This window comes from Paucidesulfovibrio gracilis DSM 16080, from assembly GCF_900167125.1.
Lineage (GTDB): Bacteria > Desulfobacterota > Desulfovibrionia > Desulfovibrionales > Desulfovibrionaceae > Paucidesulfovibrio > Paucidesulfovibrio gracilis.
In genome coordinates this window covers 1-26,818 of the sequence record NZ_FUYC01000024.1, presented here as the reverse complement: position 1 = coordinate 26,818, position 26,818 = coordinate 1, and the positions used below count along the sequence as shown (strand labels likewise).

19 protein-coding genes and 2 riboswitches are annotated in these 26,818 nt (G+C 61.3%); of the genes, 6 read left to right on the top strand and 13 right to left on the bottom strand.

Annotated features, from left to right (window positions below):
• Positions 1-234: 234 nt before the first annotated feature.
• Positions 235-326: riboswitch (TPP riboswitch) on the top strand.
• Positions 327-426: 100 nt separating this feature from the next.
• Positions 427-1,698 (top strand): phosphomethylpyrimidine synthase ThiC, encoded by a 1,272-nt coding sequence (gene thiC / locus B5D49_RS13455; RefSeq protein ID WP_078718237.1) that lies wholly within the window; start codon positions 427-429, stop codon positions 1,696-1,698.
• A gap of 78 nt (positions 1,699-1,776) precedes the next feature.
• Here the strand turns inward: thiC and B5D49_RS13450 are convergent, their stop codons facing one another.
• Both B5D49_RS13450 and B5D49_RS13445 read right to left on the bottom strand, forming a co-directional pair.
• Entirely contained in the window at positions 1,777-2,838 is a 1,062-nt protein-coding gene (locus B5D49_RS13450) for a phosphotransacetylase family protein (RefSeq protein WP_078718236.1), read from the bottom strand.
• Between the two features lie 68 nt (positions 2,839-2,906).
• Positions 2,907-5,027, bottom strand: coding sequence for an acetate--CoA ligase family protein (locus B5D49_RS13445; RefSeq protein WP_078718239.1), 2,121 nt, complete (start codon positions 5,025-5,027; stop codon positions 2,907-2,909).
• Between the two features lie 13 nt (positions 5,028-5,040).
• Here B5D49_RS13445 and rnc point away from each other — a divergent pair, with 13 nt between their 5' ends.
• Entirely contained in the window at positions 5,041-5,736 is a 696-nt protein-coding gene (gene rnc, locus B5D49_RS13440) for a ribonuclease III (protein ID WP_078718235.1), read from the top strand.
• A gap of 133 nt (positions 5,737-5,869) precedes the next feature.
• On the opposite strand, the gene B5D49_RS13435 is transcribed toward rnc, so the two are convergent.
• Positions 5,870-6,763 (bottom strand): flagellin N-terminal helical domain-containing protein, encoded by an 894-nt coding sequence (locus B5D49_RS13435; protein WP_078718234.1) that lies wholly within the window; start codon positions 6,761-6,763, stop codon positions 5,870-5,872.
• Positions 6,764-7,207: 444 nt separating this feature from the next.
• On the opposite strand from B5D49_RS13435, the gene B5D49_RS13430 reads away from it, so the two are divergent.
• Positions 7,208-7,984, top strand: coding sequence for a DUF169 domain-containing protein (locus B5D49_RS13430; RefSeq protein ID WP_078718233.1), 777 nt, complete (start codon positions 7,208-7,210; stop codon positions 7,982-7,984).
• 244 nt (positions 7,985-8,228) lie between these two features.
• Here the strand turns inward: B5D49_RS13430 and B5D49_RS13425 are convergent, their stop codons facing one another.
• From B5D49_RS13425 to dnaE, 10 genes are all read right to left on the bottom strand, one after another.
• On the bottom strand, positions 8,229-9,902 hold the full coding sequence (locus B5D49_RS13425) for a flagellar hook protein FlgE (RefSeq protein ID WP_078718232.1): 1,674 nt from the start codon (positions 9,900-9,902) through the stop codon (positions 8,229-8,231).
• Positions 9,903-9,959: 57 nt separating this feature from the next.
• Positions 9,960-10,733, bottom strand: a complete 774-nt coding sequence (locus B5D49_RS13420; protein WP_078718231.1) for a flagellar hook assembly protein FlgD — start codon at positions 10,731-10,733, stop codon at positions 9,960-9,962.
• A 27-nt stretch (positions 10,734-10,760) separates the two neighbouring features.
• Complete coding sequence (locus B5D49_RS13415) at positions 10,761-12,434, bottom strand: flagellar hook-length control protein FliK (RefSeq protein ID WP_078718230.1); 1,674 nt, start codon at positions 12,432-12,434, stop codon at positions 10,761-10,763.
• A 133-nt stretch (positions 12,435-12,567) separates the two neighbouring features.
• Entirely contained in the window at positions 12,568-13,974 is a 1,407-nt protein-coding gene (locus B5D49_RS13410; RefSeq protein WP_078718229.1) for a glycosyltransferase family 9 protein, read from the bottom strand.
• A gap of 63 nt (positions 13,975-14,037) precedes the next feature.
• A complete protein-coding gene (locus tag B5D49_RS13405) occupies positions 14,038-15,273 on the bottom strand; it encodes a CgeB family protein (RefSeq protein ID WP_078718228.1) in 1,236 nt (411 codons plus the stop codon).
• 91 nt (positions 15,274-15,364) lie between these two features.
• On the bottom strand, positions 15,365-15,841 hold the full coding sequence (gene dtd, locus B5D49_RS13400; RefSeq protein WP_078718227.1) for a D-aminoacyl-tRNA deacylase: 477 nt from the start codon (positions 15,839-15,841) through the stop codon (positions 15,365-15,367).
• Positions 15,829-16,029: a hypothetical protein gene (locus tag B5D49_RS13395; protein WP_078718226.1), complete on the bottom strand. Its 201-nt coding sequence runs from the start codon at positions 16,027-16,029 to the stop codon at positions 15,829-15,831. The genes dtd and B5D49_RS13395 overlap by 13 nt, the downstream gene beginning before the upstream one ends.
• Before the next feature lies 1 nt (position 16,030).
• Complete coding sequence (gene queD, locus B5D49_RS13390) at positions 16,031-16,414, bottom strand: 6-carboxytetrahydropterin synthase QueD (protein WP_078718225.1); 384 nt, start codon at positions 16,412-16,414, stop codon at positions 16,031-16,033.
• 88 nt (positions 16,415-16,502) lie between these two features.
• On the bottom strand, positions 16,503-16,847 hold the full coding sequence (locus B5D49_RS13385) for a hypothetical protein (RefSeq protein WP_144019503.1): 345 nt from the start codon (positions 16,845-16,847) through the stop codon (positions 16,503-16,505).
• 49 nt (positions 16,848-16,896) lie between these two features.
• Positions 16,897-20,355: a DNA polymerase III subunit alpha gene (gene dnaE / locus B5D49_RS13380; RefSeq protein WP_078718238.1), complete on the bottom strand. Its 3,459-nt coding sequence runs from the start codon at positions 20,353-20,355 to the stop codon at positions 16,897-16,899.
• 265 nt (positions 20,356-20,620) lie between these two features.
• Between dnaE and B5D49_RS13375 the strand changes: the two genes are divergently transcribed.
• The 3 genes from B5D49_RS13375 (at position 20,621) to B5D49_RS13365 (ending at position 26,257) form a co-directional block, all read left to right on the top strand.
• On the top strand, positions 20,621-23,767 hold the full coding sequence (locus B5D49_RS13375; RefSeq protein ID WP_159447243.1) for a PAS domain-containing hybrid sensor histidine kinase/response regulator: 3,147 nt from the start codon (positions 20,621-20,623) through the stop codon (positions 23,765-23,767).
• 43 nt (positions 23,768-23,810) lie between these two features.
• Positions 23,811-25,064: an SLC13 family permease gene (locus B5D49_RS13370; protein WP_159447242.1), complete on the top strand. Its 1,254-nt coding sequence runs from the start codon at positions 23,811-23,813 to the stop codon at positions 25,062-25,064.
• Between the two features lie 61 nt (positions 25,065-25,125).
• A riboswitch (cyclic di-GMP riboswitch) is annotated at positions 25,126-25,200 on the top strand.
• A gap of 67 nt (positions 25,201-25,267) precedes the next feature.
• Positions 25,268-26,257 (top strand): HD-GYP domain-containing protein, encoded by a 990-nt coding sequence (locus B5D49_RS13365; RefSeq protein ID WP_078718221.1) that lies wholly within the window; start codon positions 25,268-25,270, stop codon positions 26,255-26,257.
• Positions 26,258-26,818 lie beyond the last annotated feature (561 nt).

Sequence of the window (26,818 nt, the reverse complement as noted above, 5' to 3'; positions counted from 1 at the left end):
AGCCATCCCGGAAATCGCGGCAACAGAACGACACGCCGCCGCGCTGCTCCGCCTTGCCACTCCCCGGACGCCTTCCCACCCTACGCCCCCGGCCGCGCGCAGCGCGAGACCGGTAAATGGGATTCCAAAGGGTCGCGGACCCTTTGGCCGCCGGAGGCATGCCTTTTCCCAAAAAAACGTCGTCTGTTTTGATTCGATTTGCATTGACCGGTCCCCTTGTGGCGGGGTAGGCCATAGGCACTGCAGGGGTGGCTGGAAGGCCTGAGAGGATACCCTTTGAACCTGATCCGGGTAATGCCGGCGCAGGGAGCCGATATCCGAAGCGTTGCGCACCGCTGCCGTTTTCCTTGTTGGGAAGGCGGCTTTTGTTTTTTTCTTCGCGTGCAGCCGCCCCACCTAAACAGCTAATCGCATGGAGGTGGGAACATGACCCGCAAGCAGCAAGCCGAGCAAGGCATTATCACAGAGGACATGAGGGCCGTGGCCCTTCAGGAGGGCTTGGAGCCGGAGTTTGTCCGCGACGAGCTGGCCAAGGGAAGGCTGGTGATCCCGCAAAACGCAGGCCGGAAGCTGTCCGAGCCTCGGGCCGTTGGGCGTGGCACCTCGGTGAAGGTCAACGCCAACATCGGGGCTTCGCCGTACCGCACCAGCCTGGATGAGGAACTGGCCAAGCTGGACGCGGCTGTGGCCGCGGGTGCCGACTCGGTCATGGATTTGTCGTTGGGACCGGACCAGATCCGCATTCGTCGGGCCGTGCTGGAGCGTTCGCCCGTGATGGTGGGAACCGTGCCGTTGTATCAGACCGCATTTGAGCTTTCCGCGTCCAAGCGGGACATGGCCGACATGACCATGGACGATTTTCTGGCCACGGTGCGCCGTCAGGCCGAGGAAGGCGTGGACTTCATGACCATTCATTGCGGTGTCACGCAATCCGCGCTGGCGGCCATGAACTCCCAGGGCCGGTTATTGGACGTGGTCAGCCGTGGTGGGGCGTTTTTGGTGCAATGGATGCGCAAGAACCAGCGTGAATCCCCGCTGTATGAACAGTATGACGAGATTTTGGATATTTTGGCCGAGTATGATGTGACCCTTTCCCTGGGGGACGGCATGCGTCCCGGGGCCACGGCGGACGCGGGCGACTGCGCCCAGACCGCGGAGCTGCTCACCCTGGCGGAGTTGACCCGCCGCGCCTGGGCCAAGGGCGTGCAGGTGATCATTGAGGGACCTGGCCATGTGACCCTGGACCGGATCGCGGATCAGATGCGTCAACAGAAAATTCTTTGCGGGGGCGCGCCGTTTTATATTCTCGGTCCGCTGGTCACGGATGTGGCCGCGGGGTATGACCACATCGCCGGGGCCATTGGCGGAGCGTACGCGGCCATGCATGGCGCGGATTTCTTGTGTTACGTGACCCCTGCCGAGCATTTGCGTCTGCCCACGGTGCAGGATGTGCACGAGGGGACCATTGCTTCCAAGATCGCGGCCCATGCCGCGGATTTGTCCCGTGGGCGGACCGCCTCTCTGGAGCGCGACAAGGCCATGTCCCTGGCGCGCAAGCGGTTGGACTGGAAGGCCCAGGTGGAATTGAGCATTGACCCGGCCAAGGCCGGGGATTACCGACAGCACAGCGAAATCGGCGAGGACGATGTCTGCACCATGTGCGGGGAGTTTTGCGCCATCAAGCGGCTGAACAGCTGACCGGATTGCGGAAGCGGCCGGGAGCCATGCGGCCTGGAAACAATAAGGGGAGCTGAAACGCTCCCCTTTTTTCGTCTGTTAGACGCCCAGCTCTTTTTTGAGATATTCCAGGTCGATGTGCTCGGCAATGAGCTTTGCGCCCTGTTCGATTTTGATTTTGTCGCGCAGTTTGTGGCGCGAGAGGATGGATTCCATTTTTTTCGCCACGGTAAAGGTGTCTTCCCGGGCGATGATGATGGGGGTCTTGAGCACTTCCGAGCGGGTCAGGATGATGTCGTTGGGGTAGAGGTTGCCCGTGAGGATCAGGCAGGGGGCGTCGCCTTCCAGGGCCACGAGCTGCACGTCCGAGCGGTCGCCGCCCACGATGATGGCCGCGTTTTGGTGTTTGCGGAAGTGGGTCATGAAGTTTTCCACCTGCATGGTGCCGATGAGGAAGCGCTCCACTACGCGGTCCGCGCTGGCATGGGCCGAGACCACCTTGCCGCCGAGCCGGTCGGCCAGGTCGGACACGGTGATGGTGCCCATGATGGTGTCCGTGGGGATCACGCCGAGCACGCGGATGCCGATGCGTTCCAGGAAGGGCTTGATCAACTCGTTGACCTCGTCCATGAACGTGGCGGGAATGTCGTTGAGGATCACTCCGGCCAGCCGGTCGCCCAGGCTTTCCTTCATGATGGCCAGATAATCGTATTTCAGGTCTTTTTGAAAGCGGTCGATGATCACGCATTTGAGATCCATCTCCCGACAGAGGGTCACGCCGTCCACGCCGCAGTATTTGCCGGAGTACATGGAGCCTGACCCGGCCACGAGCACGAGGTCGCGGCCCTGGCCAAGGGCTTGGTATGCTTCCTGGATGCGCGGCACGGCGGGTTCGCTTTTGCCGGAAAAGGCCTGAACCTTGAAATCGTGGGTGACCACCACCGGGGTGACTTGTTCGGGAGCGCCGGTGAGGCCGAGCACGTCCTGCACGAAAAAGGCGTCCTCGTCGCCGAGTTTTCCGTCCTTTTCCAGGGGCAGGGCGCCCACGGGCTTCATGTAGCCCACATTGAGACCCATTTCCTTGAATTTGAGGCCAAGCCCGATGCCGACCATGTTTTTACCCGAGTATCCGGATGTGGCTCCGATGTAGAGTCCTGGCATACGCTCCTCCGTCCTTGCTAACTGTTTCGTGGCGTTTGCCGCGAGTTCCGGGTGCATTGATGGGGATATCAGATCCCGCGCAGCCGCGCCAGGGAGAGGGTCACCCGCATATCCACCACTAGCGCGCCTTTGTTATATACGAGAATCGGACCGATGTCGGCCTCTTCGATTTGCGGAAAATCCATGGCCATTGTGGACGCCGTGAGCAGGATGTCCTCGATGGCGAGCAGGTCCACCCCCTGGCGGCCACGGACCCCCTGGAGCAGCGGAAAGGCCTTGATGCTGCGGATGATGCGCTGCACGTTGCCCAGGGTCAGGGGGGCCAGTCTGGAGGACTGGTCGCCGAGCACCTCGCTGTAGACGCCGCCTTTGGAAAAACTGATCAGTGGACCGAATTGCGGGTCGCGCACTATTTTGATCCGCACGTCGCGGGAGCCTTCCGGGGCCATGGCCTGCACCAGACAGCCAAGGATATGGGCTTCGGGCCGCCGCCGTGCCGTGCGCGCCGTAAGCGTCAGAAAGGCCTGACGCACTTCGGCCGGGCTGTTGATGTTTAAGATACTGCCACCCACGTCGCTTTTGTGGGTGATGTGCGGGGAGGCGATTTTCATGGCCACGGGATAGCCCACCTTCCGGGCGTGTTTGACGGCGTGGTCCGAGGTGCGGGCCAGGCGCTGTTCGGGAAAGGGCAGTTCGTAGGCCATGCCCAGTTCCTGGGCGTGTACGCCCACCAGCTCGGTCATGCCGGTTTCGCGGCAGCGGTCCATGATGCGCTGGGCGCGTGCCTTGTCCCGCAGGTAGCAGACGTGGGCAGGAAATTCCCGGTTGCGCCGCAGCCAGTAGGCGAACAGGGCATCCATGACCATGACTGCCTGTTCCGGAAAATCGTAGCAGGGAATCCCGCCCTGGCGGAGCAAGGCTCGCCCTGGCTGCACGCGGTTGCGTCCCATGAAGCAGGTCAGCACGGGCTTGTCGCTGTTCTTGGCAACGTCCAGGACGGCCTGGGCCGTTTCCTGGACTTGCGCCGAGGCCGTGGGCGTGAGCAGTACAATGACCCCGTGGATGCTGGGATCGGCAAGCACCGCTTGCAGGGCTTTTTGGTAGCGCTCGGCTCCGGCGTCGCCGATGATGTCGATGGGGTTGTAGAGCGAGGCGTAGGGCGGCAATGCCTCGCGCAGAGCGTCCAAAGTGGCCTTGCCGGGGGTGGCCAGATGCAGGCGGGTGGCGTCGCAGGCGTCCGCCGCCAGAATGCCGGGACCGCCTGAATTGGTGACCACGGCCACATTCGGTCCCTTGGGCAGGGGCTGGGTGGAAAATGCCTCAGCCAGGAGAAACATGGAGCGTGCGTCTTCCACCTGGATGACGCCGCTTTGGGTGAAAGCGGCCCGATACACCTCCCGCGAACCGGCCATGGCTCCGGTGTGACTGGAAACGGCTCTGGCTCCTGCGGGAGTGACACCGCCTTTGAGCATGATCAGTGGTTTTTCCGCGGTAAAGTCTTCGGCGGCGCGCAAAAAGGCCTGCCCGTGTTCCAGGCTTTCCACATGGCCCAGGGCCACGGCGGTTTCCGGGTCGGTGCGAAGGTATTCCAGCAGGTGGACCTCATTGAATATGGAGCGGTTGCCCAGGTGCGCGAAGCTGGAAAAGCCCACGTTGTTGCCCGCGGCCCAATCCAGCAGGCCGAAGCACAGGGAGCCGGATTGGGAAAAAAACGCGATGTTGCCCCGGGGGGGCAGGTTCGGGACGGTCAGGGCGGCCAGGCCCAGGGCAGGGGTGAGCAGGCCCAGGGAATTGGGACCCATGAGCGCGATATCGTGCCTTCGGGCGATGGACGCGAGCTGCTGTTCAAGATAATACCCCTCGCGGCCCTGCTCCTTGAAGCCTGAAGCCAGAATCACGGCGGCCCGGATGCCTCGCGGCGCCAGATCGGCCAGTACATCGGGCGCGGCCTCGCGCGGCACGCAGAGCACGGCCAGGTCCATTCCTTCGGGAATGTGATCCGCCGGAACGGCCTGGAGACCGAGAATCTCGCCGCCCGCGGGATTGACGGGAACCACACGCCCCCGGTATCCGGACCGGAGCAGGTTGGACAGCACCTTGTGGCCTGCTTTTTCCGGATCGGCAGACGCTCCGGCCACAACAACGGACCGGGGTTGGAAAAGGGCATCGGCATTTTTTATCGGTAACATGGGGACCAGCTTCATGGGTGAACAGTTTTCAGGCGTTCAGGATTGTATTGACTATCAGTTTTCGCAAGTCAAGCTCTTGCGTGAAGCGTTGACGCACAGTTCCTATGCCAATGAGCGGGAAGGCGCGGGACCGGACAACGAACGGCTTGAATTCCTGGGTGATGCGGTGTTGGAGTTGTGCATCAGCGAGGAAGCGTTCCGGCGGTATCCCGAGGCGCACGAAGGGCAGATGACGCGGATCCGTTCCGGGCTGGTTAAGGAGAAGAGCCTTGCGGACGTGGCCCGCACCCTGCATTTGGACACCTTTCTGCTGCTTGGTCGCGGGGAGGAAACCCAAGGGGGGCGGGAACGGGATTCCCTGCTTTCGGATGCGTTGGAGGCGGTGTTCGGCGCCGTGTTTCTGGACGGCGGGTATGCCGCGGCCAAGCGGTTGATCCTTGCGGTGTTCGAATCCTGCTGGCCCGAGGACTCCAATGTTCGGCCCTCCAAGGATCACAAGAGCCGATTGCAGGAGATCACCCAGCGCAAGCTGCACTCCCTGCCCGTATACCGGCTGGTGGGATCCCACGGTCCCGAGCATGAAAAGGTCTTTATGGTGGCTTTGGAGCTGTCGGACGGACGCGTATTCGAGGGGCATGGCGGCAGCGTCAAAAAAGCGGAGCAGACCGCGGCGGCGCGGGCCATTCATACCCTGCTGTCCGAAGAATGATTTTTTTTACTGCGTCCAATGCAAACGGGACCGTTTCTCTTCCTGAGGAACGGTCCCGTTTGCGTTGGCGGCGGTGCGTCGGGCCTGGAGGAGGACGGGCAGTCGCCCCGCCTTCGCACAACACCGATGGATGTTAACCGCCGATGAGCTGCATGGCCATCCTGGGCAGGGAGTTGGCCTGGGCGAGCATGGCCACGGCCGACTGGGACAGGATCTGCTGGCGCACGAACTCGGTCATTTCCGTGGCCACATCCACGTCCGAGATGCGTGATTCCGCGGACTGCATGTTCTCCGCCTGAATGGTCAGGTTGGTGATGGTGTTTTCCAGGCGGTTCTGCATGGCACCCAGATTGGCGCGGATCTTATCCTTGGAGATAATGGCCTGCTGCAGGCTCTCCAAGGCGAGCTGGGCCGCGCGCTGGGTGGAAATATGCGAGTTGGCCAGCCCCAGGGCCGAAGACGTGGAATTGTTCACCGTGATGTAATAGTAGTCTTCGGCCGAATCGTTGCCCGTGCCGAAGTGGATCTTCACGGGACCGGTGGGGTTGAGTCCCTCGCCATTGTGCTCGATGGCTTCCTGAGTGGTGGGATCCAGCCCGGCCAGGGAACCGTTGAGCATATGAATGCCGTTGAAGTCCGTGGCGTTGGCGATACGGGTGATTTCCGAAGCCATGGCCTGGTATTCGGAGTCGATGATCATCCGCTGATCCGAGTTGTAGGTACCGGTGGCCGCCTGGACCGCCAGTTCCTTCATGCGGATGAGCTTTTCATCGATGACCTGCAGCGCGCCGTCCGCGGTTTGGATCATGGAAATGGCGTCGTTGGCGTTGCGAACGCCCTGGTGCAGGGAAGCGATATCCGCGCGCATAAGCTCGCGAATGGCCAGACCGGCGGCGTCGTCCGCCGCGTTGCCGACGCGCAGTCCCGAGGAGAGGCGGCGGGTGGACACGGCCAGTTCCCCGTAATGCCCGGTCAGGTTTCTGGCGGCGTTCATGGCCATCAGGTTGTGGTTGATTACGAGGGACATGGTGAAACCTCCTTGTACAAACGAAAAGTTCCTTCTTTTCCGCTTGGCGATATTGCCCTTTGCACGAACTAGAAGCATCCTGCGTGCCAAAGAGTAAATTTTGTTTTATATCAATATATTGCGGATCTAAATATAGTCTAGAATATGTTTCCTGGCCGGAATTTTGAGCATTTTCTGCCGGAGGTGTCGGGGTCTTGGCGGCGAGGGGGTAAAAGGTGCCGGGCCGGAAGCGGGTACGAAAAAGCGCTGGGAAAAGCGTTCCGGGCGTCACAAGAAGTTCGGAAATCAGGGCTTGACCTTTGGGTTTTTTCACTTTTCATGTGCTGTTTTTCACAAGGCTTTCCAAAACGGGCCACATGCGGCAAGGGTTGCGCACCAAATACCGAGCGTGCGCCGTTTCTTTGCGCGCGCTGAAATCAATTCCCCTTCAGGAGGATCACAATCATGTCGTACAAGGAAATGCAGGACGTCCTGATGAAGGAGCTGCGGCTCTACCATTACCCCGTGGCCGTGAAATTTTTCTATGACCAGGCCGAGCTGGACCATTTTTTTGAAAATGCGCCTGAGATCGTCACCCCGGTGAAGGCCATGACCTTCTGCCAGTGGGAGCTGGGTGCGCGCATGAAGGGCCAGATCGTCTACTCCGGCGAAGAGGGGCTGGGCTGCGGCAACGCCCGGTTCTGCTTCGGCTGGAAGGATCTGGACGAGTCCGAGATCAAGGGACATCTGAAATACACCCGCGACGCGGAACAGGCCGAGCGGTTCGTGAAGACCAAGCCCCGCATGCGCGACGGTCTGCTGGGCGTGGCCGTGGCTCCCTTGGGCAGCGTGGAAGGCCTCTTTGAGCCGGATACCGTCCATTTCTACTGTGACAACATGCAGGCCTACCACCTGGCCGTGGACTACATGGCCGCCACGGACACCCATCCCCTGCGTCCGAGCATCACCATGAACTCTTCGGCCTGCGGCGGTAACGTACACACCTTCATGGAGCAGCAGTTCAACATGCTCCCGGCCTGCTCCGGCAGCTACAATGCGGGCAAGACCGAGCGCGGCGAGATCAACGTGATCATCCCGGGCAAGCAGTTCAAGGACGTGTTCCAGCGTCTGCAAGACCGCATCGACGCGGCCAGCAGCTCCATCACCCGTCCCGGCGACGGTTTCCCCGGCGCGGACATCTGCAAGAACTGCCCGCTCATCGTGTTCAAGAAAAATAAATAAGCGTCCCTGTTTCCGTCCAGGTGCGGAAGCGTAGCGTTTTGAGGGCGGTTCCCGTGGGGGGACCGTCCTTTTCCTTTTGGTGCGGGGCATGTTGGTGGGTGCTGATTGCGGGAAGCGCAATGCAGAAAGGCGCGCCGCAGGGACGCGCCTTTGGTCGGCCGAAGGCCTGGGGAAGACCTTCGGCCGGGGGATGAGTCGGAGTCTATGACAGGGCCGCCGAAGCGGCCCGTTCCATCATCGGAGGCTAGCGCTTCATGGCGATGACCTCGCCGAGCATGGAGTCCGTGGTGGTGATGACCTTGGTGTTGGCCTGGAATCCACGCTGGGTGGTGATCATACGCACGAACTCGGCGGCCATGTCCACGTTGGACATTTCCAGGGAGTTGCCGTCAATGGTTCCCTTGCCCTGTTCGCCGGCAAAGCCTGTGAGCGCCTGGCCCGAATCCTGGGTCTCGGTGAAGAGGTTGCCCCCTTCGCGCCGCAGTCCCCATTCATTGGTGAAGGTGGCCAGGGATATCTTATACAGTTCAATGACCTGCCCGTTGGAATAGCGGCCCGTGAGGATGCCGTCCCGGCTGACGGAGACGTTTTGCAGGATGCCTGCGGGATAGCCGTCCTGGGACTGGTACAGGGTGCTGGAGCCGCCCGTATCAAAGCTCTGGGAGGCCAGCGCGCTGATGGACGGGATCTCGCTGTTGGGCAGGGTGGACTGGACGTCCGTAATGTTGTTGCCCACCATGCTCGCGTTGGAGGGCAGGGTGCCGCCGCCGGCCACGCTCCAGCCGCCACCGATGTTGGAGGTGGTGATGCTGGCCGTGTTGCGAAGGCCGAAGTTGATTTCCATGGGCTGGGCGTTTTCCGAGGTGGCCAGGGATGCGTTGGACGACCCCAGGAAGTTGGCCGTGCAGAGCGGATAGCCCCGGGTGGAGAAACGCGCCAGGCTCCAGTTGGAAAGCGCTCCCACGTTGCCGTCGTCGGATCCCTTGTAGGTATAGGCCGACTGGCCCACCAGCTGCCCGGCCCGGAAGGTCAGGGTGCCGGTCATGAGCACGCCGCCGTTGGACGTCTGGGACATGCGGTGGAAGTTCGCGTCGGAGCCGAAGAACCGGCCGTCCTCGGAGGGCGGCACTGTAACCATGTATTCCCATACCGAGTAGCCGCCCGAGTTGGACAGGGTGACCTGGTCGAAATAGGTGGTCATGGTGTGGGCGGTGCCGATGTCGTCGTAGACCTTCATGCTGGAGGAGTACGAGTAGGCCGTGTCCGCCAGATAGCGGCCGTCGTTGTCCGCGTCCAGACCATCCCAGGCGTTGAAGAGCGCAAAGTAGGGCTGGCTGGTGGAATTGGACCGGCTGGCATCCGTGGGATCCAGGTTGGTGATGAAGCTGACCTGGTTGGTGGCCTCGGGCGGGGACTGGAAGTTTTCCAGCCGGATGTCCGTGATGGCTCCCTTCACTTTGGTGTCGTTCAGGTCGGAGAGGCTGCCCGTGGTGGCGGCGGTGGGCTGGGACTGTTCGATCTCCCAGCCTTGGAGCACGTAGCCGTGCGGGTCCACCAGGTATCCGTTTTTATCGAAACGGAAGGTTCCGGCCCGGGTGTAAAATTGGGACTCCTGATCCTTGGGCGAGACCATGAAAAAGCCTTCGCCGCCAATGGCCATGTCCGTGGACTCGTTGGTGGTTTCGAACGCACCCTGACCGTAGTCCGTGTAGATGGCGGCCACGCGCACGCCCCGGCCCACCTGACTGATGCCGTTGGCCGTGGAGAAATCCTGACTCATCAGGTCTTCAAAGTGCATGCGCGCGCCCTTGTACCCCGTGGTGTTCACGTTGGCCAGGTTGTTGCCGATCACGCTCATGCGCTCTCCGTGGGCGGAAAGCCCGGTAATGCCGGAGTACAGCGATGATGCCAGACTCATTGTAAAACCTCCTTGACTCCTGTTCCTCATCCATGAGGACGCCGGGCCGTAATCCCCTTAGGCGTCGGCGTCGGTATTGTCGGTATTGTCAGTATTGCCGGAATCGCTTCCGGAATCGGTTCCATCCCCGCCCTCATCCGTATTGATGGTGGAGTCGGAAACCACTTCCGTGACGAAATTGAAGTTTACGTAACGGCCGTCCTTGAGCCGCAGATAGTAGCCGCTCTCCTCGGCCACCACGCCGGTGACCTCGCCGGAGACCTCGGTCTGGACCATGACCTGCTGGCCGTCCACATCCTCGCCGAGCATGCCCACGGAATAGGTGCCGTCGGCCACGATGTTGCCGGAATCGTCCTTGCCGTCCCAGGCGTATTCGAAGATTCCCGGTTCCTTGCTGCCGAGCAGGTCCGTGCGCACGATGTCTCCGCTTTCGTCGTAAATATTGACCTTCAACTGGGACACGGCTTCGCCCAGGTTGTAGGTGATGGTGCTGACCTGGTTGCCGTCCTTGGTCACGTTGTACCCCTTGGCGGAAACCGACTTGCCGATGAAGCTCACGGCCGTGGTCATCTGGTCGGAGGCGCTCTGTTGCAGCATGGTGTCCAGGGTGGTGTTCACGTTGGTGAGCTGCTCCAGGCTGGAGTATTCGGCCAGCTGACCGGTCATTTCCGTATCTTCCATGGGATTGAGCGGATCCTGGTGGTTGAGCTGGGCCACCAGCAGCTTGAGGAAGTCATCCTTGTCCATCTGGGACTTGTGCTTGGGGGCGTTGGCCTCGGCCACGTATTCCTCGTGACCGCCAACGATGTTGCTTACGCCGTAGTATCCCATGACTTGCTCCTTTGAACCGCCCGGCCTTTAGGCCACAACGTGCAGTCCTCTGCCGGAAAGAATTGCCTGCTGCACATCGGCCACGGACTGTCCTGGCTCCGATCCGCCCACCGTACGCATGTTGCGCATGCGTTCCTGGGTCTGGCGGCGGGCCTGTTCGTCCTGGGCGCGATTATGCCCCTGTTCGCCCAGCCACCGGCTTTCGTCCTGCCCACTGCTGAGCTGGGTCTGCACTTCCATCTTGGAAACCTTGATGCCCTGATCCTCCAGGCTCTGACGCAGGGCGTCGAGCTGGCCGCTCAGGAGCTTGGCGGTTTCATGGTTGTCCGTGCGGATCATGGCCTGCATTTCGTTGTTCTTGTAGGTCAGCGACACGGACAGGGTACCCAGCTCCTGCGGGTTGAGCTGGATGGTCAGGCGCTTGCCGCCATTGGCCAAGCTGCGCATGGCCGCGTCCTTGACCTGTGAGAGCACGCGGGGCGCGGTCACGTTTTCCCAGGGCTTGGCAGCCTTGGTTCCTTCGCCCCGGGCCTGGTTCAGCGCGTCGGTCATGGCGGTCTGGGCGGCCTGGGAGGTGTTGCGCGCCAGTCCCAGATCCGGGCGATCCTGGCGCAGCTTGCCCATGAATTCGGCCCAGGCGTCGCTTTGATTCTGCTTGCCGTCCTGCCCCGAAAACTGGTCGGCGTTGCGTTGTTCGTTGAAGCCCATGCCCTGACGAATCTGGTCCGCAAGGGTGTTGTTATGGGCCTTGAGCCGTTGGTCCGCGGAAAGATTGTTGGTCAGTCCCTGTTCGGTACGGGCGGCCTTGGCCGCGGCCTCGTCCGGGGTCATGGCCGGATTGAGCTGCTCCATTTTGGCGGCGTCGGTGCGGGCGGCGTCGGTCAGAGTGTCGGCCTTGCCCTGAGCACCGGCTTTATTCTGCGTCATTTGCAGCGCCTTTTCCCGAGCCTGGGCCAGCGCGTCCTGCATGGCCTTGCCCACCACGCGAACCAGTCCCAGTTCCTTGCCCTGCAATTCGCCCTTGAGCTTGCGCAGTTCATCCATGAAGGCGGCAAGTTCTTCCTTGTCCAGACCGGCGAGCTTATCCGGAGGCAGGCTTTCAATGCGGCGGCCCAGCGCTTCCAGTACGTTGGAGACGTTGCCCTGGGCCAGTTCGCCGATCATGCCCTTGGATTCCGAAGCGGAGAAGCCCAGCTTTTGGAACAGGGTCATCATTTTCTGGCGTTGCCCGGCGGAAAATTCCAGAGTATGCCGCAGACCGTCCATCTTCTCTGAGAGCGCGGTCACGAATTCGCCCCAGGTCATGCCTTCCTTGCTGTTGACCCGGTCCTCCAGTTCCTGGATGTCCTCCTTGCTCAGGCCGTACTTTTCCAGTTGCGGCTTCATGGCCTGGAAGCTTTCCGGGTCCACGGGTACGTCCTTCATGTCGTCCAGGCCGGGTTCGTCCGTGTCGGACGAAGTCTGTTCTTCCACCGGGCTGGTCTTCCGCGGTTCCACGGAGGCGCTTTCCTGGAATACGCTGTCCAGGTTCGGTGCGGCCGCGAATTCGCGGTCCCGGCTCAGGCCGGATTCATGGTCCATGAAGGTCTGGAAAATGTTCGACCCCAAGTCCCAATCAGCGGACGTGCCGCCGGTCAGGGCGGCCTGGCCGGTGGTGCGGGTGGCGTTGGCCGAGGATTGGATGAGAGGAACATTTTGCATGGCTGACTCCTTTGGACTGGTACCAATCAAGAGCCGTGCCAAATTTGAAACGTCAGTATTTCGGATGGTTACAAAAAAAGAAGGGGTGGCAAAACAGGAGTTTTTTTCCGGTGCTGCGAAAAAAGATCGAAAATCAGCAGCGGGCCAGCAAACGGCCCAACGCTTCCAGGTGTCCCACTTGTTCGGTCATGGCCTCGCGGGAAAAGTCCCGGTTCTGCAGGTCCATGTCTGCCAGGCCGGAAAGCGGAGCCAGTGCCTGGGGGGCCGCTTCCCAGAGCGAGACCGGAGGTGTTGCGGTCTGGGTGCCGCGGGCCAGGGCGCGGGAGAAAACAGTCACGCCCCGGGGCAGGGCCGAGGCCAGCTCCTCAAAGACCATGGGGGCGTTTTGGGCCAGGGCGAGCAAGGCCGCGTGCGCCCGGGATTTGTCCCACAACCCCAGTCGCCAGCCAAAAAAGGTTTTCCAAAAGGTGCCGAGCCGTTCGTCCGGGTCAATGCGGTCCGTGAACCGATGCAGACAGAACAGCCCGGCCTCGTCGCGCTGGGTGGTGTAGAGCCGCAGACCGTCCGGTGGGGTGTTGGGATCCTTCCCGCGCACGGCTCGAGCCGCCACAAAGGCCACGGCCTCGGGCGTGAATGCGTCGTGGCAGTCCAAACGGTCGCGGGAACACTCCCAGCAGCCTTCGGAGCAGGGCAGGTCCGCACGGAGCACCAAATGTCCAGGCTGGTAGGGACCGGTTTCATGGGGGCTGACGTTGCCCATGGAGAGGTTCAGGGTACGGCAGCCAGTCCAGGCCGCCAGATGCATGGGACCGGTATCCGGGGTGATCAACAGGGAACAGGCGTTCAGTCCCTTGGCCAGCTTGCTCAGGGGCAGTCGGCCGCAAAAGTCGGGTACGGGTTTGCCGAAGCGTTCCCGGGTCTCGCGACCCAGTTGCTTTTCCGCCGGACCGCCGAACAGGACGGGGCGAATGTCCCGGCGCACCAGCTCACGCAGGAGTTCGGCCCAGAATACGGCATCGGGGCGTTTGGCCGGGTCGCTGGCTCCGAGAAACAGGCCCACTTGGGGTTTTTGTTTTGCCGGTGGGCGGGGCGGATCAAAGCGAGTGGCCCGCAGGCGTTCCAGGGGAACGCAGTCCAGGGCGTTGAGGTCGGCCCAGTGCAGTCGGTTGTGGCGGTTGTTGCGCACCAGGGCGGCGCGGTAAAGCTGCCAGGGACCGTTGATGCGGCGCAGATCGCCGCGCATGGTGGGACCGAGCACCGCGTCCGCGTCCAGTTCTCCGGCCAGACGGGCGGCGCGTTCCCGGATGGAGAGGTTGATCACCAGCTTGTAGCGGTGACGCTTGAGCACGTGGACCCCTTCCCAGGGAAAGTAGGTCACGCCCGGGCTGAGGGGCATGAGCGGTTCATAAAAACCGCGTTCCGCCGCCACCCATACCGGACGGCCCGGATGCAGGCGTTGCAGCCAGAGCATGAGCGGGAAGGAGAGGATCAGGTCTCCCATGCGCTGCATCTGAAGAATGAGGATCGGATCCTGGGTCATGGAGCCTCGTTACGCGCAACGCGCCCCGGTGACAAGCCCGGTGACGGAATCTTCCTGCCGTGTTCAGCTGTTGGCGCCCGGTTCAAAGGTGAGGCGCATGGTCTGGAACAGGGTTTCCAGGCGATGGTCATAGGTGTGCTCGGCCAGAATGCGTTTGCGTGCGGACTCGGCCACCCGTTGCCGTGCCTGGGGATCGGCCAGCCAGCGTTGCACCAGTTCCGGGATCTCTTCGGGATCGGCATAGGCGATGACCTCGGTTCCCGGTTCAAAGAGCTGTTCCATCTGGCGGCGCTGGTCCGTGATCAGAAATCCGCCGCAGGCCGGAACGTCAAAGACGCGCTGATTTACCGCGCCTTTCATCTGCAGGCTGGTGCAGTTGAAGTTCACCTTGCTGCGTGGATACAGGCCGGGCAGATCATCATAATAGGATACTTCGGGATGGTGCCGCCAGCCGGTTTCTCCGGCCAGCAGATCGTGCCAGCCCTTGTCTCCCACCAGGAGCGGGGCAAAGGGCAGGAGCCGGCGTACGCAGTCCAGGCGGTAATCCAGTGTGGATTGCCAGGTGATCAGGGTCTCAAAGGCCAGCATGCGGGACGGCTCGCCCAGGGCGAGGAATTCTTCACGCAGGTGCGGAAAATTGTTGAGCATATAGCGGGCAGCCGAGGGTTCCTCGGACGGGCCGAATCCTGCGGCGATATCCCGCAGTTGTTCGGCCAGGGCGTCACTGGGCTGGGCCGCCTGAAACCGGCCCGTGACCTTGGCGGTCATGGAGTTGCCCACAAAGGAGACGTCCGCGTTCCAGGCGTCGTTGCCTGCCGCACCCGGGGCAAAGCGGTGGGTGTCCGCAGCCAGGGGGAGCCAGGCCGTGTTGGGATAGCCCATCTCCCGCAGTGATTCCACGTTCTCCGCGTCCCAGGTGAAGAGCAGGGTCTTGTCCGCATGCGTGCGGGGATACGCGGGCAGGATCAGGTGGGGGTTGTCCACGAACCAGGAGGCCAGGGGGACGTCCAGGGCTTCCAGGATTTGGAGCAGCACGCCTTCCCGGTCCACGCCCAGGTGGTTCACGGTGAGCACGAAGTCGGGCCGGAACGTGGTCAGGGCGCCCAGAATGGTGCGAACAAAGTCGTCCAGGCCCATTTCCTTGGCCTGCAAATCCAGGAGCACATGGTCCACGTCCAGCCGTTCACACGCGGCGCGGACCTCGCCCAGCAGGAAGTACTGGCTCGTGAGCAGCAGAACGCGGGGCTTGCGGGTTTGAAATTTGGGCCAATGGCGTTGGGGTTCCTGGGGCTGGGGCATGGCTGTCTCCAGTGGGCTGATTTTTTGGGGAGCCGACACTATCCGGCCCCGGAAACAAAGTCCAGGCCCGGGCAACGGGGCGCGGGAGTGGTCAGCCGGAGGTAAAGTCCCGGCTGTCCAGCAGGATGGTCACGGGACCGTCATTGACCAGTTCCACCTGCATCTCCGCACCGAATCGGCCGGTGGCCACCACGCCGTCGTGCCGGTCGCGCAGGTCGTCCACCAGGCGGTGGTAGAGGGTTTCGGCCAGTTCGGGCCGGGCCGAAAAGCCCGCGAACGAGGGACGCATCCCTTTGCGGCAATCCGCGTGCAGCGTGAACTGGGACACTACCAGCAGACTGCCCTGGGCGTCGCGCACGCTTTGATTCATCTTGCCGTTTTCGTCGCTGAAGATACGCAGGCCCAGGAGTTTGTTCAGGAGCTTGTCCCAAAGCGGGGAACCGGGAGCGTCGTCCTGGTCCTCAATGCCGAATCCCGCCAGAACCAGCAGGCCCGGTCCTATTTCGCCTACGGTTTCCCCGGCCACGTCCACTGAGGCGCGGCTGACCCGCTGCACTAGGAGTCGCATGTTTCGCGTTCCTCCAGTTGGGACCATTGCCGGTCCAGATATTCCTCCTGGTCTTCGGGCGCTGTTTTTTCCAATTCCTGATCCATCTCGGAGTCCTGCTTGCGGGCCACGTGGTGAAAGAGGCGTTGCAGTTCGCCGTCCGCGCTGAGTGCGCCGGGAGAAGGGATGCTCGGTGGGGTTGCGGCCATGTCAGACCTCCATGTAGGTGGCTTTTTGCGCGTCTTTTTCCGCTACGGAAACTTCCACAAGGCGCACGTTTTCGGGCAGTTTTCCGGAAAGTTGCCGATAAATGTACATGGCGATGTTCTCGCTGGAGGGGTTGCGCTCCAGAAAAAACGGATGTTCGTTGAGGTGGTGGTGGTCCAGTTCCTCGAGAATTTCCTTGGTCAGCCGCTTCAGCACCTTGAAGTCCACGAGGTAGTGTATCTTCGGATCCAGGCGGGAGCCTTCCACCATCACCTCCACGCCGAAGTTGTGGCCGTGCATGCGTTCGCATTTGCCGCCGTAGTTGCGGAGCTGGTGCGAGGCGGAAAAGCCGAGTTTTACGGTGAGCCGCCAGAGCGGTTCGGGCATGGGAATCTCCTTGCGCCGCAAGGGGCGCATGTCTTGTTGGTTGGGTTAGCGAGAAATGGCGTGGTGCGGTCCGTGTCTCGGGAGCGAATCAGCTGGGTTCCGCGTCGCGGTCCTTGGTGGAGGCGTCCTCGCATTCGCGTTCCTCGGCGGTCCAATCCTCGTCCGGGCCGAAGTCATCGTCCGGTCCGGGCGGCGGCGGTGCTTCTACCGTAATCTCCGGGGCGGCCGGGGGCAAACGCTGTTCGATTCTTTCCAGCCGGCGGAGAATGGCCGCATTCAGGTCGTTGGCTGTTTCCTGTTCTTCCAGCAATTCGCGCAGCAGGCGCGTCGTTTCCGACGTGTTGCGCCAGATCAGCGTGGGCGCGGCCAGGGCCAGCAGACCCAGCACGCCGAGGCCGAAGAGCAGGTATTGGATGAAAAGTTGGTGTTCCATGGCGTCTCCGTCCGGAAAGCCCGGCATCGGGAACAGCGGTCGACCGACATCAGACCACGTCCTCCCGCCAGGCGTCGATTTGTTTCCAGAACCGGGCGTCGGGGCGCACCCGCCAGCCGTTGCCCAGTTCCATGGTGCAGAGGCATTCTTCCATGTTCAGTCGCAGGAGGACCGGGGCCGGACCTTTGTGATCCTCCAGGATGGAACGCAACTGCCCGAGCCGCTGTTCGTCGCAGACGCACTCCTGTACGTCAATGAGCACGGCCGCGTCGCTTCGGGCTGTGACTTCGCCCAGCAGCTCCACCTTTTCCGCCAGGAGTTTGGCCTGCTTTGGCCCTTCCTCCTCGCCGGGGGCGCTGCGTTTGTCCACCTTGGCCTCCACATACAGCGGCAAGTCCTGCTCCAGCAGGGGTTTGGCCAGGGCGTAGACGTTGGGCAGCATGGTCAGTTCCCCCACGCCGCTGAGATCCTCCACCGTGCAGAAGGCCATCTTGTCGCCGCGTTTGGTGATGTATTCTTTGCGGGCGGGTACAATGAGCGCGGTTTTGACCATGCTTCCGTCGGCCAGATCGCAGCAGTCCTCCAGGGAGGCCAGACGCATGCGCAGCAGTTCCGGCCGGTAGGGCAGCAGGGGGTGGCTGGTAAGATAGAAGCCCAGGGCTTCCTTTTCAAAGCGTTGCTTTTCGCCGTCCTCCCATTCCGGGAGATCCAGTTCTTCCAGGTGAAAGCATGCCTCGGTTTCTTCGGCGTCGGAGCCGCCTCCGAGCATGTCCAGCATGTTGAGCATGCCCGAGGCCTTGTCCTTGGCTTTTTTCTGGCCCATGGAAACGGCTTTGTCCTTGGCCGCGAACAGACCGGCGCGGGAGCCGCCAAAGCAGTCCATGGCCCCGCTTTTGATCAGATATTCAATGACCCGTTTGGAAACGCGTTTGAGGTTCACGCGGGTGCAGAAGTCCACGAAATCCTTGTACGGGCCGTTGGCCTCGCGCTCGCGCACGATTTCGTTCACGGCTTCGTCACCCACGTTTTTAACGCCGCCCATGCCGAAGACGATTTTGTCGTTCTGCACGGAAAAGCGGCGGCGGCTGGTCTGCACGTCGGGCGGCAGCACCTCGATGTCCAGGTCGCGGCAGGCATTGATGTAGGCATAGACCTTGTCCGCGTTGGAGAGTTCCGAGCTGATCAGCGCGGCCATAAACTCCACGGGGAAGTGGGCCTTGAGATAGGCGGTATAATAGGAGATCAGGGCATAGGCTGCGGAGTGGGACTTGTTGAAGCCGTAGGCCGCGAACTTTTCCATAAGGTCGAAGATTTCATTGGCGGTTTTGTCCGGAATTTCATTTTCCCGGGCGCCTTCCAGGAAGCGCTTGCGCTGCTTGGCCATCTCGGCTTCGATCTTTTTTCCCATGGCCCGGCGCAGCAGGTCGCCTTCGCCCAGGGAGTAGCGGGCAATGACCATGGCCGTGGCCATGACCTGTTCCTGGTAGACCATGACCCCGTAGGTGGGCTTGAGGGTATCCTCCAGGGAAGGGTGGGGGTAGCTGACTTCGATTTCCCCGTGCTTGCGCTTGATGAATTCGTCCACCATGCCGGAGTTGAGCGGACCGGGGCGGTACAGGGCGAGCATGGCGATGATGTCCTCGAAGCAGGACGGCTTGAGCATGCGCAGGTATTTTCGCATACCCGAAGATTCCACCTGGAACACGCCGTCCGTGTCGCCCTTGCAGAAAATGTCGTAGGTTTTGGGATCGTCCAGGGCCATGGTGTCCAGGTCCGGCGCCTGTTTGCCCTGCTCGCGGATGATGTCCAGACAATCTTCGACGACGGTCATGGTGCGCAGACCCAGGAAGTCGAACTTGATCAGCCCGACCTTTTCCACGCGCTTCATGTCGTACTGGGTGACCAGTTCCTCTTTTTTGCCTTTGTAGATGGGCAGGTACTCGGTCATGGGCTTGTCCGAGATGACCACGCCCGCGGCGTGCGTGCTGGCGTGGCGGCACAGGCCTTCCAACCGCTTGGAAATGTCCAGGAGTTTGGCGATCTGCGGTTCGGTATCCGCCAGTTTTTGCAGCTCGGGTTCCATTTCCATGGCCTTGGAAATGGTCATTTTCATCTCATCGGGAATGAGCTTGGCGATGCGGTCGCCCTCGGCAAAGGTCATGCCCATGGCCCGGGCCACGTCGCGGATGGCGGCCTTGGCCTTCATGGTCCCGAAGGTGGTGATCTGGGCCACATGATCCGGGCCGTATTTTTCCGAGCAGTACTTGACCACTTCCAGACGGCGGCGTTCGCAGAAGTCCACGTCGATATCCGGCATGGACACACGTTCCACGTTCAGGAAACGTTCAAAAAGCAGATCGTAGGGCAGGGGGTCCAGGTTGGTGATGCGGAGCGCCCAGGCCACGATGGATCCGGCTGCGGACCCGCGTCCCGGTCCCACGGGAATTTTGTTGTCCTTGGCCCAGTTGATGAAGTCCTGCACGATGAGGAAGTAGGCGGGGAAGCCCATTTCCCGAATGACGCCCAGCTCGTATTCCAGCCGGTCCCAATAGCGCTTTTCGTCCACCTCGTAGGCCGCGTCCCGCAGGCGGCGCTTGAGTCCTTCACGGGTCATGCGCTCGAATTCTTCGTCGATGGAAACGCCTTCGGGCAGTTCGTAGACTGGGAAGGAGTAGTTGCCCAGTTCGATTTCCAGGTTGCATTTTTCCGCGATGCGCTGGGTGTTGGCAATGGCTTCGGGTACGTGGCTGAAGGCCGCTTCCATTTCTTCGGGCGTCTTGAAATAGAGCTGATCCGTGCCCATGCGCATGCGTTTTTCGTCATGGATGGTGGCCTGGGTCTGGATGCAGAGCAGCAGGTCGTGGGCTTCGGCGTCGTCCTGGGTCAGGTAATGGCAGTCGTTGGTGGCCACCAGGGGCAGACCGGTGTTTTCCGCGGCCTTGATGAGCATGCGGTTGGCCTTGTTCTGTTCGGCCATGCCGTTGGCCTGCACTTCCAGGTAGAATTCGCCGGGAAAGATGTCCGCGTATTCCCGGGCCACGGCCTCGCCCGCTTCCTGCCCCTGCTTAAGCAGCGCCTGGCAGACCTCCCCGCCCAGGCAGGCGGAGGTGGCCACCAGCCCGTCGCTGTGTTGGCGCAGCAGTTCCTTGTCCACGCGGGGTTTGTAGTAAAAGCCGTCCACCCAGGACGTGGACACGAGCTGGATCAGATTTTTATAGCCGCGCAGGTTTTTGGCCAGCAGCAGCAGGTGGTACGCGCCGCTGTTTTGGGCATTTTTTTCGTGCAGGCTTCCCGGGGCCACGTAGACCTCGCAGCCGATGATGGGCTTAAGCCCCATGGCCTTGGCTTCGGAGTAAAAGGTCACGGCCCCGTACATGTTGCCGTGGTCCGTGATGGATACGGCGGGCATGCCCAGGTCTTTGGCGCGCTGGAAAAGATCCTTTAGCCGGATGGCTCCGTCCAGAAGGCTGTATTCGGTATGAACGTGCAGATGAATGAATTCAGGCATGATTGAGTCTTCATACCGTAACTGACCGAGGATGGAAACCAGTGTGGCCGGTCTCTGGGGAAATCGAAATTTGTCATAGAATTCGTACCCTCCCGATGCAAGGGCCACGGCAGCGGAGCCAGCCGATTCCCAGGCGATTGTTGTGGAGCCGTTCGGACATCTTTGTTTTTTCCCGGCGGCATGGTAGGGTGCTCAAACTGGAAAAAATCATCTGTGGACGACGACCCGCCAAAGGCCGGAGGGGGGCTGGAGGGAGATGCCGGGGATGAACGAGCCGGAGGGAAAATCCCGAGCGCAACTGCTCCGGGAGCTTGAAGCAGCGCAACGACGTATTGCCGAGCTGGAGGCCAGCGCGGGCATGCCCACGCCGTTTGACGGCATGCTGGATGGGCTGGCCGATCCCATTTTCATCAAAGACAGCGAACACCGCTGGGTGTATTGCAATAAGGCGTTTGCCGACCTTACGAAACTGGATCCCGAACAAATGGCCGGGCGACGTGATGACGCGTTCTTTCCGCCCGAGGAGGTGGCTGTTTTTTGGGAGGGTGACGACGAAGTGCTGCGCACGGGCCGCACCCGTGTTGTGGAGGAAAACGTCACTGTTGCGGGCGTTACCCACCGCATGCGCACCGTTAAGTCCCGCTGGGAGCATCCTCGCAGTGGGGAGTTGCTGGTTCTCGGCGTTATCCACGACATCACCGACCATGTGCGGCTGGAGGAAGAGCGGCGCCGTGAGCGTGACGCTCTGGAAGTGGTTTTTGAAGGCTCGCTGGACGCCGTGTTTCTGGTGCGTTCGGACGCCGGTTTTGCCATGGTCAATGAATCCGCGGCCCGGCTCACGGGCTATTCCCGGGAAGCGTTGCTCAGCATGCGGGTTCCGGACCTGCACGCCCCATCAGACCAGCGTGTGTATACGGATTATTTCCATCGGATTATGAACGGGGAAGACTTGGTCAGCCAGGGACCGTTGCTGCGCAAGGACGGCACCAAGGTGATGGTGGAATTTCGCAACACCCGGGTCATGATCGGCAGTGAACCCCATCTGCACACCGTGGCCAGGGACGTGACCGACCGGCTGGAGGCTGAGGCGGCCCTGCGGGAAAGCCGGGAACGGCTTCGTTTGATCGTGGATTCCATTGCCGAGGGCGTGATCCTTTTCAATGCCCAAGGCCAGGTGGTCTTTTGGAGCAAAGGCGCCGAACGTCTGATCGGTGTTTCCGCGATGGAGGCATTGGGGCATTCCACGACCAGCCGCGTCTGGCCCACCACGGATGAACACGGTGTTCCTCTGGCTCCGGGCGAGCATCCCTCGGAAGTGACGCTGCATACCGGGCGTCCCGTATACGATCAGATCATCGGGGTACGGCGCGAAAACGGTCCGCCCTCCTGGCTTTCCCTGAACAGCAGGCCCGTGCGGGATGCCCAGGGGAATGTCTGCGGGGCCGCAGTGTCCTGCCTGGATGTGAGCGATCGAGTTTCTGCGGAAAAAGCCCTGCGCGAAAGTGAGGAAAAGCATCATGCCCTGGCCTCGGCAACGTTCGAGGCTATTTTTATTTCTGAAAACGGTGTCTGCGTGGAGACCAATCAGGCGGCCAGCGACATGTTCGGCTACCGCTATGACGAATTGATCGGTATCTTCGGAACGGATGTGATTTCCGAAGATACCTGCCACATCGTGCGTGAGAATATGCTTTCCGGGTACGAACACCCCTACGAGGCCGTGGGCGTGCGCAAGGACGGCTCCAGGTTTCCGGCGCAGTTTCAGGGCCGGATGTTCCAATATCGGGGGAAGCCGGTGCGGGTCACGGCCGTGCGCGACCTCACCGAACAAAAGCGGGCCGAGGAACGGCTGGCCCGTCGTGAACGCCAGTACCGCCTGCTGGCGGAGAACGTGGAGGACGTGATCTTCCTGGCGGGCATTGATTTGCAATTTTCGTATGTCAGCCCCAGCGTGCAGCGGCTGTTGGGGTACAGCGTGGCCGAGGTATTGGCCATGTCCATGGAGGCGGTATTGACCCCGGAGGCACTGCGTACCGTGCGCGAGGCCCAGACCCGGCGGCAGAACGCTCTCACCAGAGGGGAAACGGACCTGGTCAACCGCGTGGATTTGGAAATGCGGCGCAAGGACGGCACCACGCTCTGGGTGGAGGTGGTCACCCGCAGCATGCTGGATGAGAAGGGTGAAGTCGTGGGCGTGGTGGGGTTGGCCCGGAATATTGATGAGCGCAAGCGCATGGATGACCGCCTGGTGTTCGCCAAGGAGGCCGCAGAAGCCGCCAGCCGCGCCAAAAGCGAATTTTTGGCCAATATGAGTCATGAAATCCGTACGCCGTTGAACGGAGTGCTCGGCATGTTGCAATTGCTGGGCGGGTCGGAACAGCCGCCCGAGGCTGCGGAAATGATCGACACGGCCTTGGAGTGCGGACGCGGGTTGGTGTCCCTGATCAACGACATTCTGGACCTTTCCCAAATCGAAGCCGGAGCTGCGGAACTGTGTCCCCGCGTATTTTCCTTGGCCAAGACGCTGGATTCCGTGCGGTCCGTGTTCGAGCATGAGGCGGTTCGGCGCGGGGTAGGCCTTTCCTGGCGAATTTCGCCGGATGTTCCTGATTCCCTACGCGGCGACGAGGGGCGGTTGCGCCAAATCCTTTTTAATCTTCTCGGCAACGCCATGAAGTTTACCGATTCCGGCGAAGTGGCGTTGTGGGTGGGACGGCTGCCTTCTAAGGAAGCCCCGGGCATGGTCCGGTTACTGTTCCAGGTCCGGGATACGGGCATCGGCATTCCCGATGACCGGTTGCGCGATATCTTTGAACCGTTCACCCAGGCGGACGGCTCCTATACGCGGCGGTATGGCGGAGCCGGGCTGGGCCTGGCCATTGTTCGCCGGTTGGTGCGCCTCATGGGGGGAGCGTTGAATATCGACACGGAGCAGGGGCGGGGTTCGGACATCTGCTTTTCCCTGCGGTTCGAAGTGGCGCAGGGCGAACAACCGGCGGTCGGGTCGCTTCCGAAGAACGGGGGCGAGTGTCGGCCGTTGCGGGTATTGTTTGCCGAGGATGACCGCGTTGGACGGATTATGGTCAGACGGATGCTCGAACGGATGGGCCATACCTGCGTTGCCGTGGAATGTGGCGCCGAGGCGTTGCGGGAGTTGCTGCGGGGCGGATTCGACTGTGCGGTCCTGGATATCCAGATGCCGGACAAAAGCGGACTGGAGGTGGTCAGTGAACTGCATTCCCGTCTTGACGCCTCGCAGGTGCCGCCCATGGTGGCGCTTACGGCCCATGCCATGTCCGGCGACCGGGAGGCGTTTCTTGCCGCTGGTATGGATGCGTACCTTTCCAAACCAGTGAATATGGAAGAATTGCGGGAAACCTTGGAACGCCTGCGTTTGGCCGTTTCGCGTTGACATCCGGACCGGGTCGAATCTACCGTGCCCCGGGAGTGTGAACGTGGAATATCTTGCAGAACCCCTTGCCTACCTTTGGAAGCGTTTGCCGCTATTGCTGCTGTTTTGCAACGCGTATCTCGTGTACCGTCTGTTGGACGTGACCGGTCTCACCGGTGTGTTCGTGCGGCGCACGTTGCGCCGGGTCGCGGGGGCGGACGGCGGGGGGCTGCCGCGTCTGCTCTGGGCCGTGATGTCCGCGGCCGCGCTGCTTTCTTTGGTGATCCCCAACGCCGTGACCATGCTGACCATGCTTCCGGCTCTGGTGGCGTTGGAACAGGAGTTTCGGCAGCGGAGCGGGGTCGGTCTGACCACACCGTTGGCCCTGGCCGCCATCTATGGCGCCAATATCGGGGGCATGGGGTCGCTCATCGGTTCCCCGGCCAATCTGATGCTCATCGGGACCATGGATTATCTGGATGTTCCGGGGCGCGAATTGATCGGATTTGCCAATTGGTTTGTCTGGTCCCTTCCTTTGGTGCTGCTGTTTTTGTTCTTGGGGTGGACGCTGCTAACCCTGTTCGCCCTGCCGCGGGGTGTGCCTGTCCGGAATGCGGATCCGGTGCAACCCCGGCCGTTGACCCCCTGGCAACGGTCCGGAGGCGCATTGTTCGTCCTCTTTTTGGTTTTTTGGATATTCAGTTCGGTGGCGGCGGAGGTCTGGCCCTGGTGGACGCGGTGGGAACCGGCCCTGGGAACGGGCTTTTTTTGCTGGTTTGTGTTTTTGACGTTTTTTCGTGCGTCCACGCCCTGCCAGGGTACCAGCGCTCCGTTGCTGCGTCTGCGCGATGTATTCCAGGGAGTACCCAAGCGTGGGCTGGCTTTCCTGGGGGTGTTGCTGGCCCTGGCCGTGGCCGTCAAACTTACGGGCCTGGACGAGTATGCAGCCCGGCTCCTGCCGCGTCTCGGGCAACTTCATGTGAACGGATTCGTACTGATTTTCTTTACAATTCTGCTGGTGATCCTGCTCACGGAGGTGTTCAGCAACACCGTGGTGTCGGCCGCGTTTTTCCCCCTGGCCTACCTCCTGGCTCAGGAAAATGCCGTGGAGCCGCTACTGCTCATGCTGGCCGTTTCCCTGGCTTCCACCTGCGCCTTTATGACCCCGGTGGCCACGCCCTGCAATGCATTGGCCTTTGGGGAAATGCGCGGTGTGCGTTTGCGGATCATGCTTGCCCTGGGGTTGGCCTTGAATATAGCCGGGGCCGTGCTCATGGCGGTCTGGATCCGCTGGATCATTCCTCTGGTGTATTATTGAAGGGGACCGGAACGGTTCATTCTTCGTTGACGCTGCTTTCCTCCCTGGACTATCTTCAGACGATCGACAAAGCCAAACCCGCCGCGAGGAGGGGACGGAAAGCCACGGGTCTCCAGCAGACAGCCGGGCCGCCGAACAGCGTTTGCCCTATCTATGTATGATACCGTCCCGGTCCCCTGTGCGGCAGCAAAGCGAGAAAGCGTATGACACGATCGCAAGCGGCATCGCCCAAAGGGAAAACAACGTACTTCCAGGTTTCCCCGCACCTTGTGGTGCCGGGAACCTTGGGCGGTTTTTCCGTGTACCTCAAGCGCAAAGGCCGCATGGTGCTCTACGCGCCCCGGGGGGAAGGGTTCACTGAAACGCATCGCCAACGCCTTCTGGATCTGGGCGTGAACCGGGTCTGGGTGGAGGCCGCGGACCGTGCCGGGTATGAGGAGTATGTCCGGGCGAATCTCGGCACCATGGTGGAGGATGCGCGTATCCCGGTGAAGGAACGGGCTGAAGCCTGGTGCGGAGCGTCCGAGACCATGATCCGGGAGATGCTGGCGGAGGATGCGCCGGACGAGCAGTTGATTATGCGGTTCGCCAGGGTACGGACCCTGTTGCGCAACACGCTCAAGTTCTTTTCCGATCCGGACACCCTGCGCGAGTTGGGGCGGTTTTTGCGGGCCGGGTTTGACGCGCATCGGCACGGGTTGTCCGTCATGGTGCTCAACGCCGCTGTGCTGGAAACCTACGACGGTCTGCCGGATCGCCTGCTGCATGCCTGTTGCGCCGGAGCCGTGCTGCATGACATCGGCAAGACCCGGCTGGAAGGCGCGCTGCGAACCGCGGATCCGCAAGACTTGGATCAGGAGCAGCTCAGCGTCTGGAAAACCCACCCCTCTGTCGGCGTTAGTGTGTGTTCGCGGCTTTCCCTGGAACAGGAGACCCTGCAATGCATCCTTTTTCATCATGAACGGGAGGACGGTTCCGGGTTCCCCTCAGGGGGACGCGGGGAAGACCTGCCGTTTTATCCGCGGGTGTTGGGGCTGTGCAATGCCTATGACGACCTGGTGCGCGGCGGTCCTGTTCGGCCGGGGTTGAGTGCGTTCGACGCGTTGTGCCGTATCAAGGAAGAGCGTGGAGCCTATGATTCGGATATGCTGCGCCGTTTGATCACGGTTTTGTCCAAGGCAGAGCTGGTTTGAAGAACGTGATTTCAGCATGTTGAGGAAAAAAGTGTTTTTTTTGAACCAAAGGGGTTGACCGCAGGTGCGTATTTGCATAGATACCCCCTTCGCCGCTGACGGCGGAGGTGAACGGAGTCGCAAGGCAAGCGCCTTGAAAAAAAGCAAAAAAGTGCTTGACTCCACTCGGGCGAAAGCCTAAACATCCACCTCCGCGACAAGGCGGGGAGCGATTCGGCGTCCGGGGCAATATGCTCCGCATAAAAAAGCAAATTAACGCTTGACTCCGAAAAGGCAAAAGCCTAGAAAGCTCCTCCGCCGCATGAGCGGGGAGCGGATTGGAGTCTCGGGGCAAACGCCCTGAAAAAAAGTTGCAAAAAGCACTTGACTCCGAAAAGGCAAAAGCCTAGAAAGCTCCTCCGCCGCAAGCGGAACGTGTTTCGGAGTCTCGGGGCGGATCGCTTCGAAAAAAAAGTGAAAAAAGCACTTGACTCCACTTGGCGGATCGCCTAGAAGCACACTTCGCCGCCACGAACAAATTGGTTCGGCGGCCTGATCTCTGAAAGTCCGAAGAATGGGGTT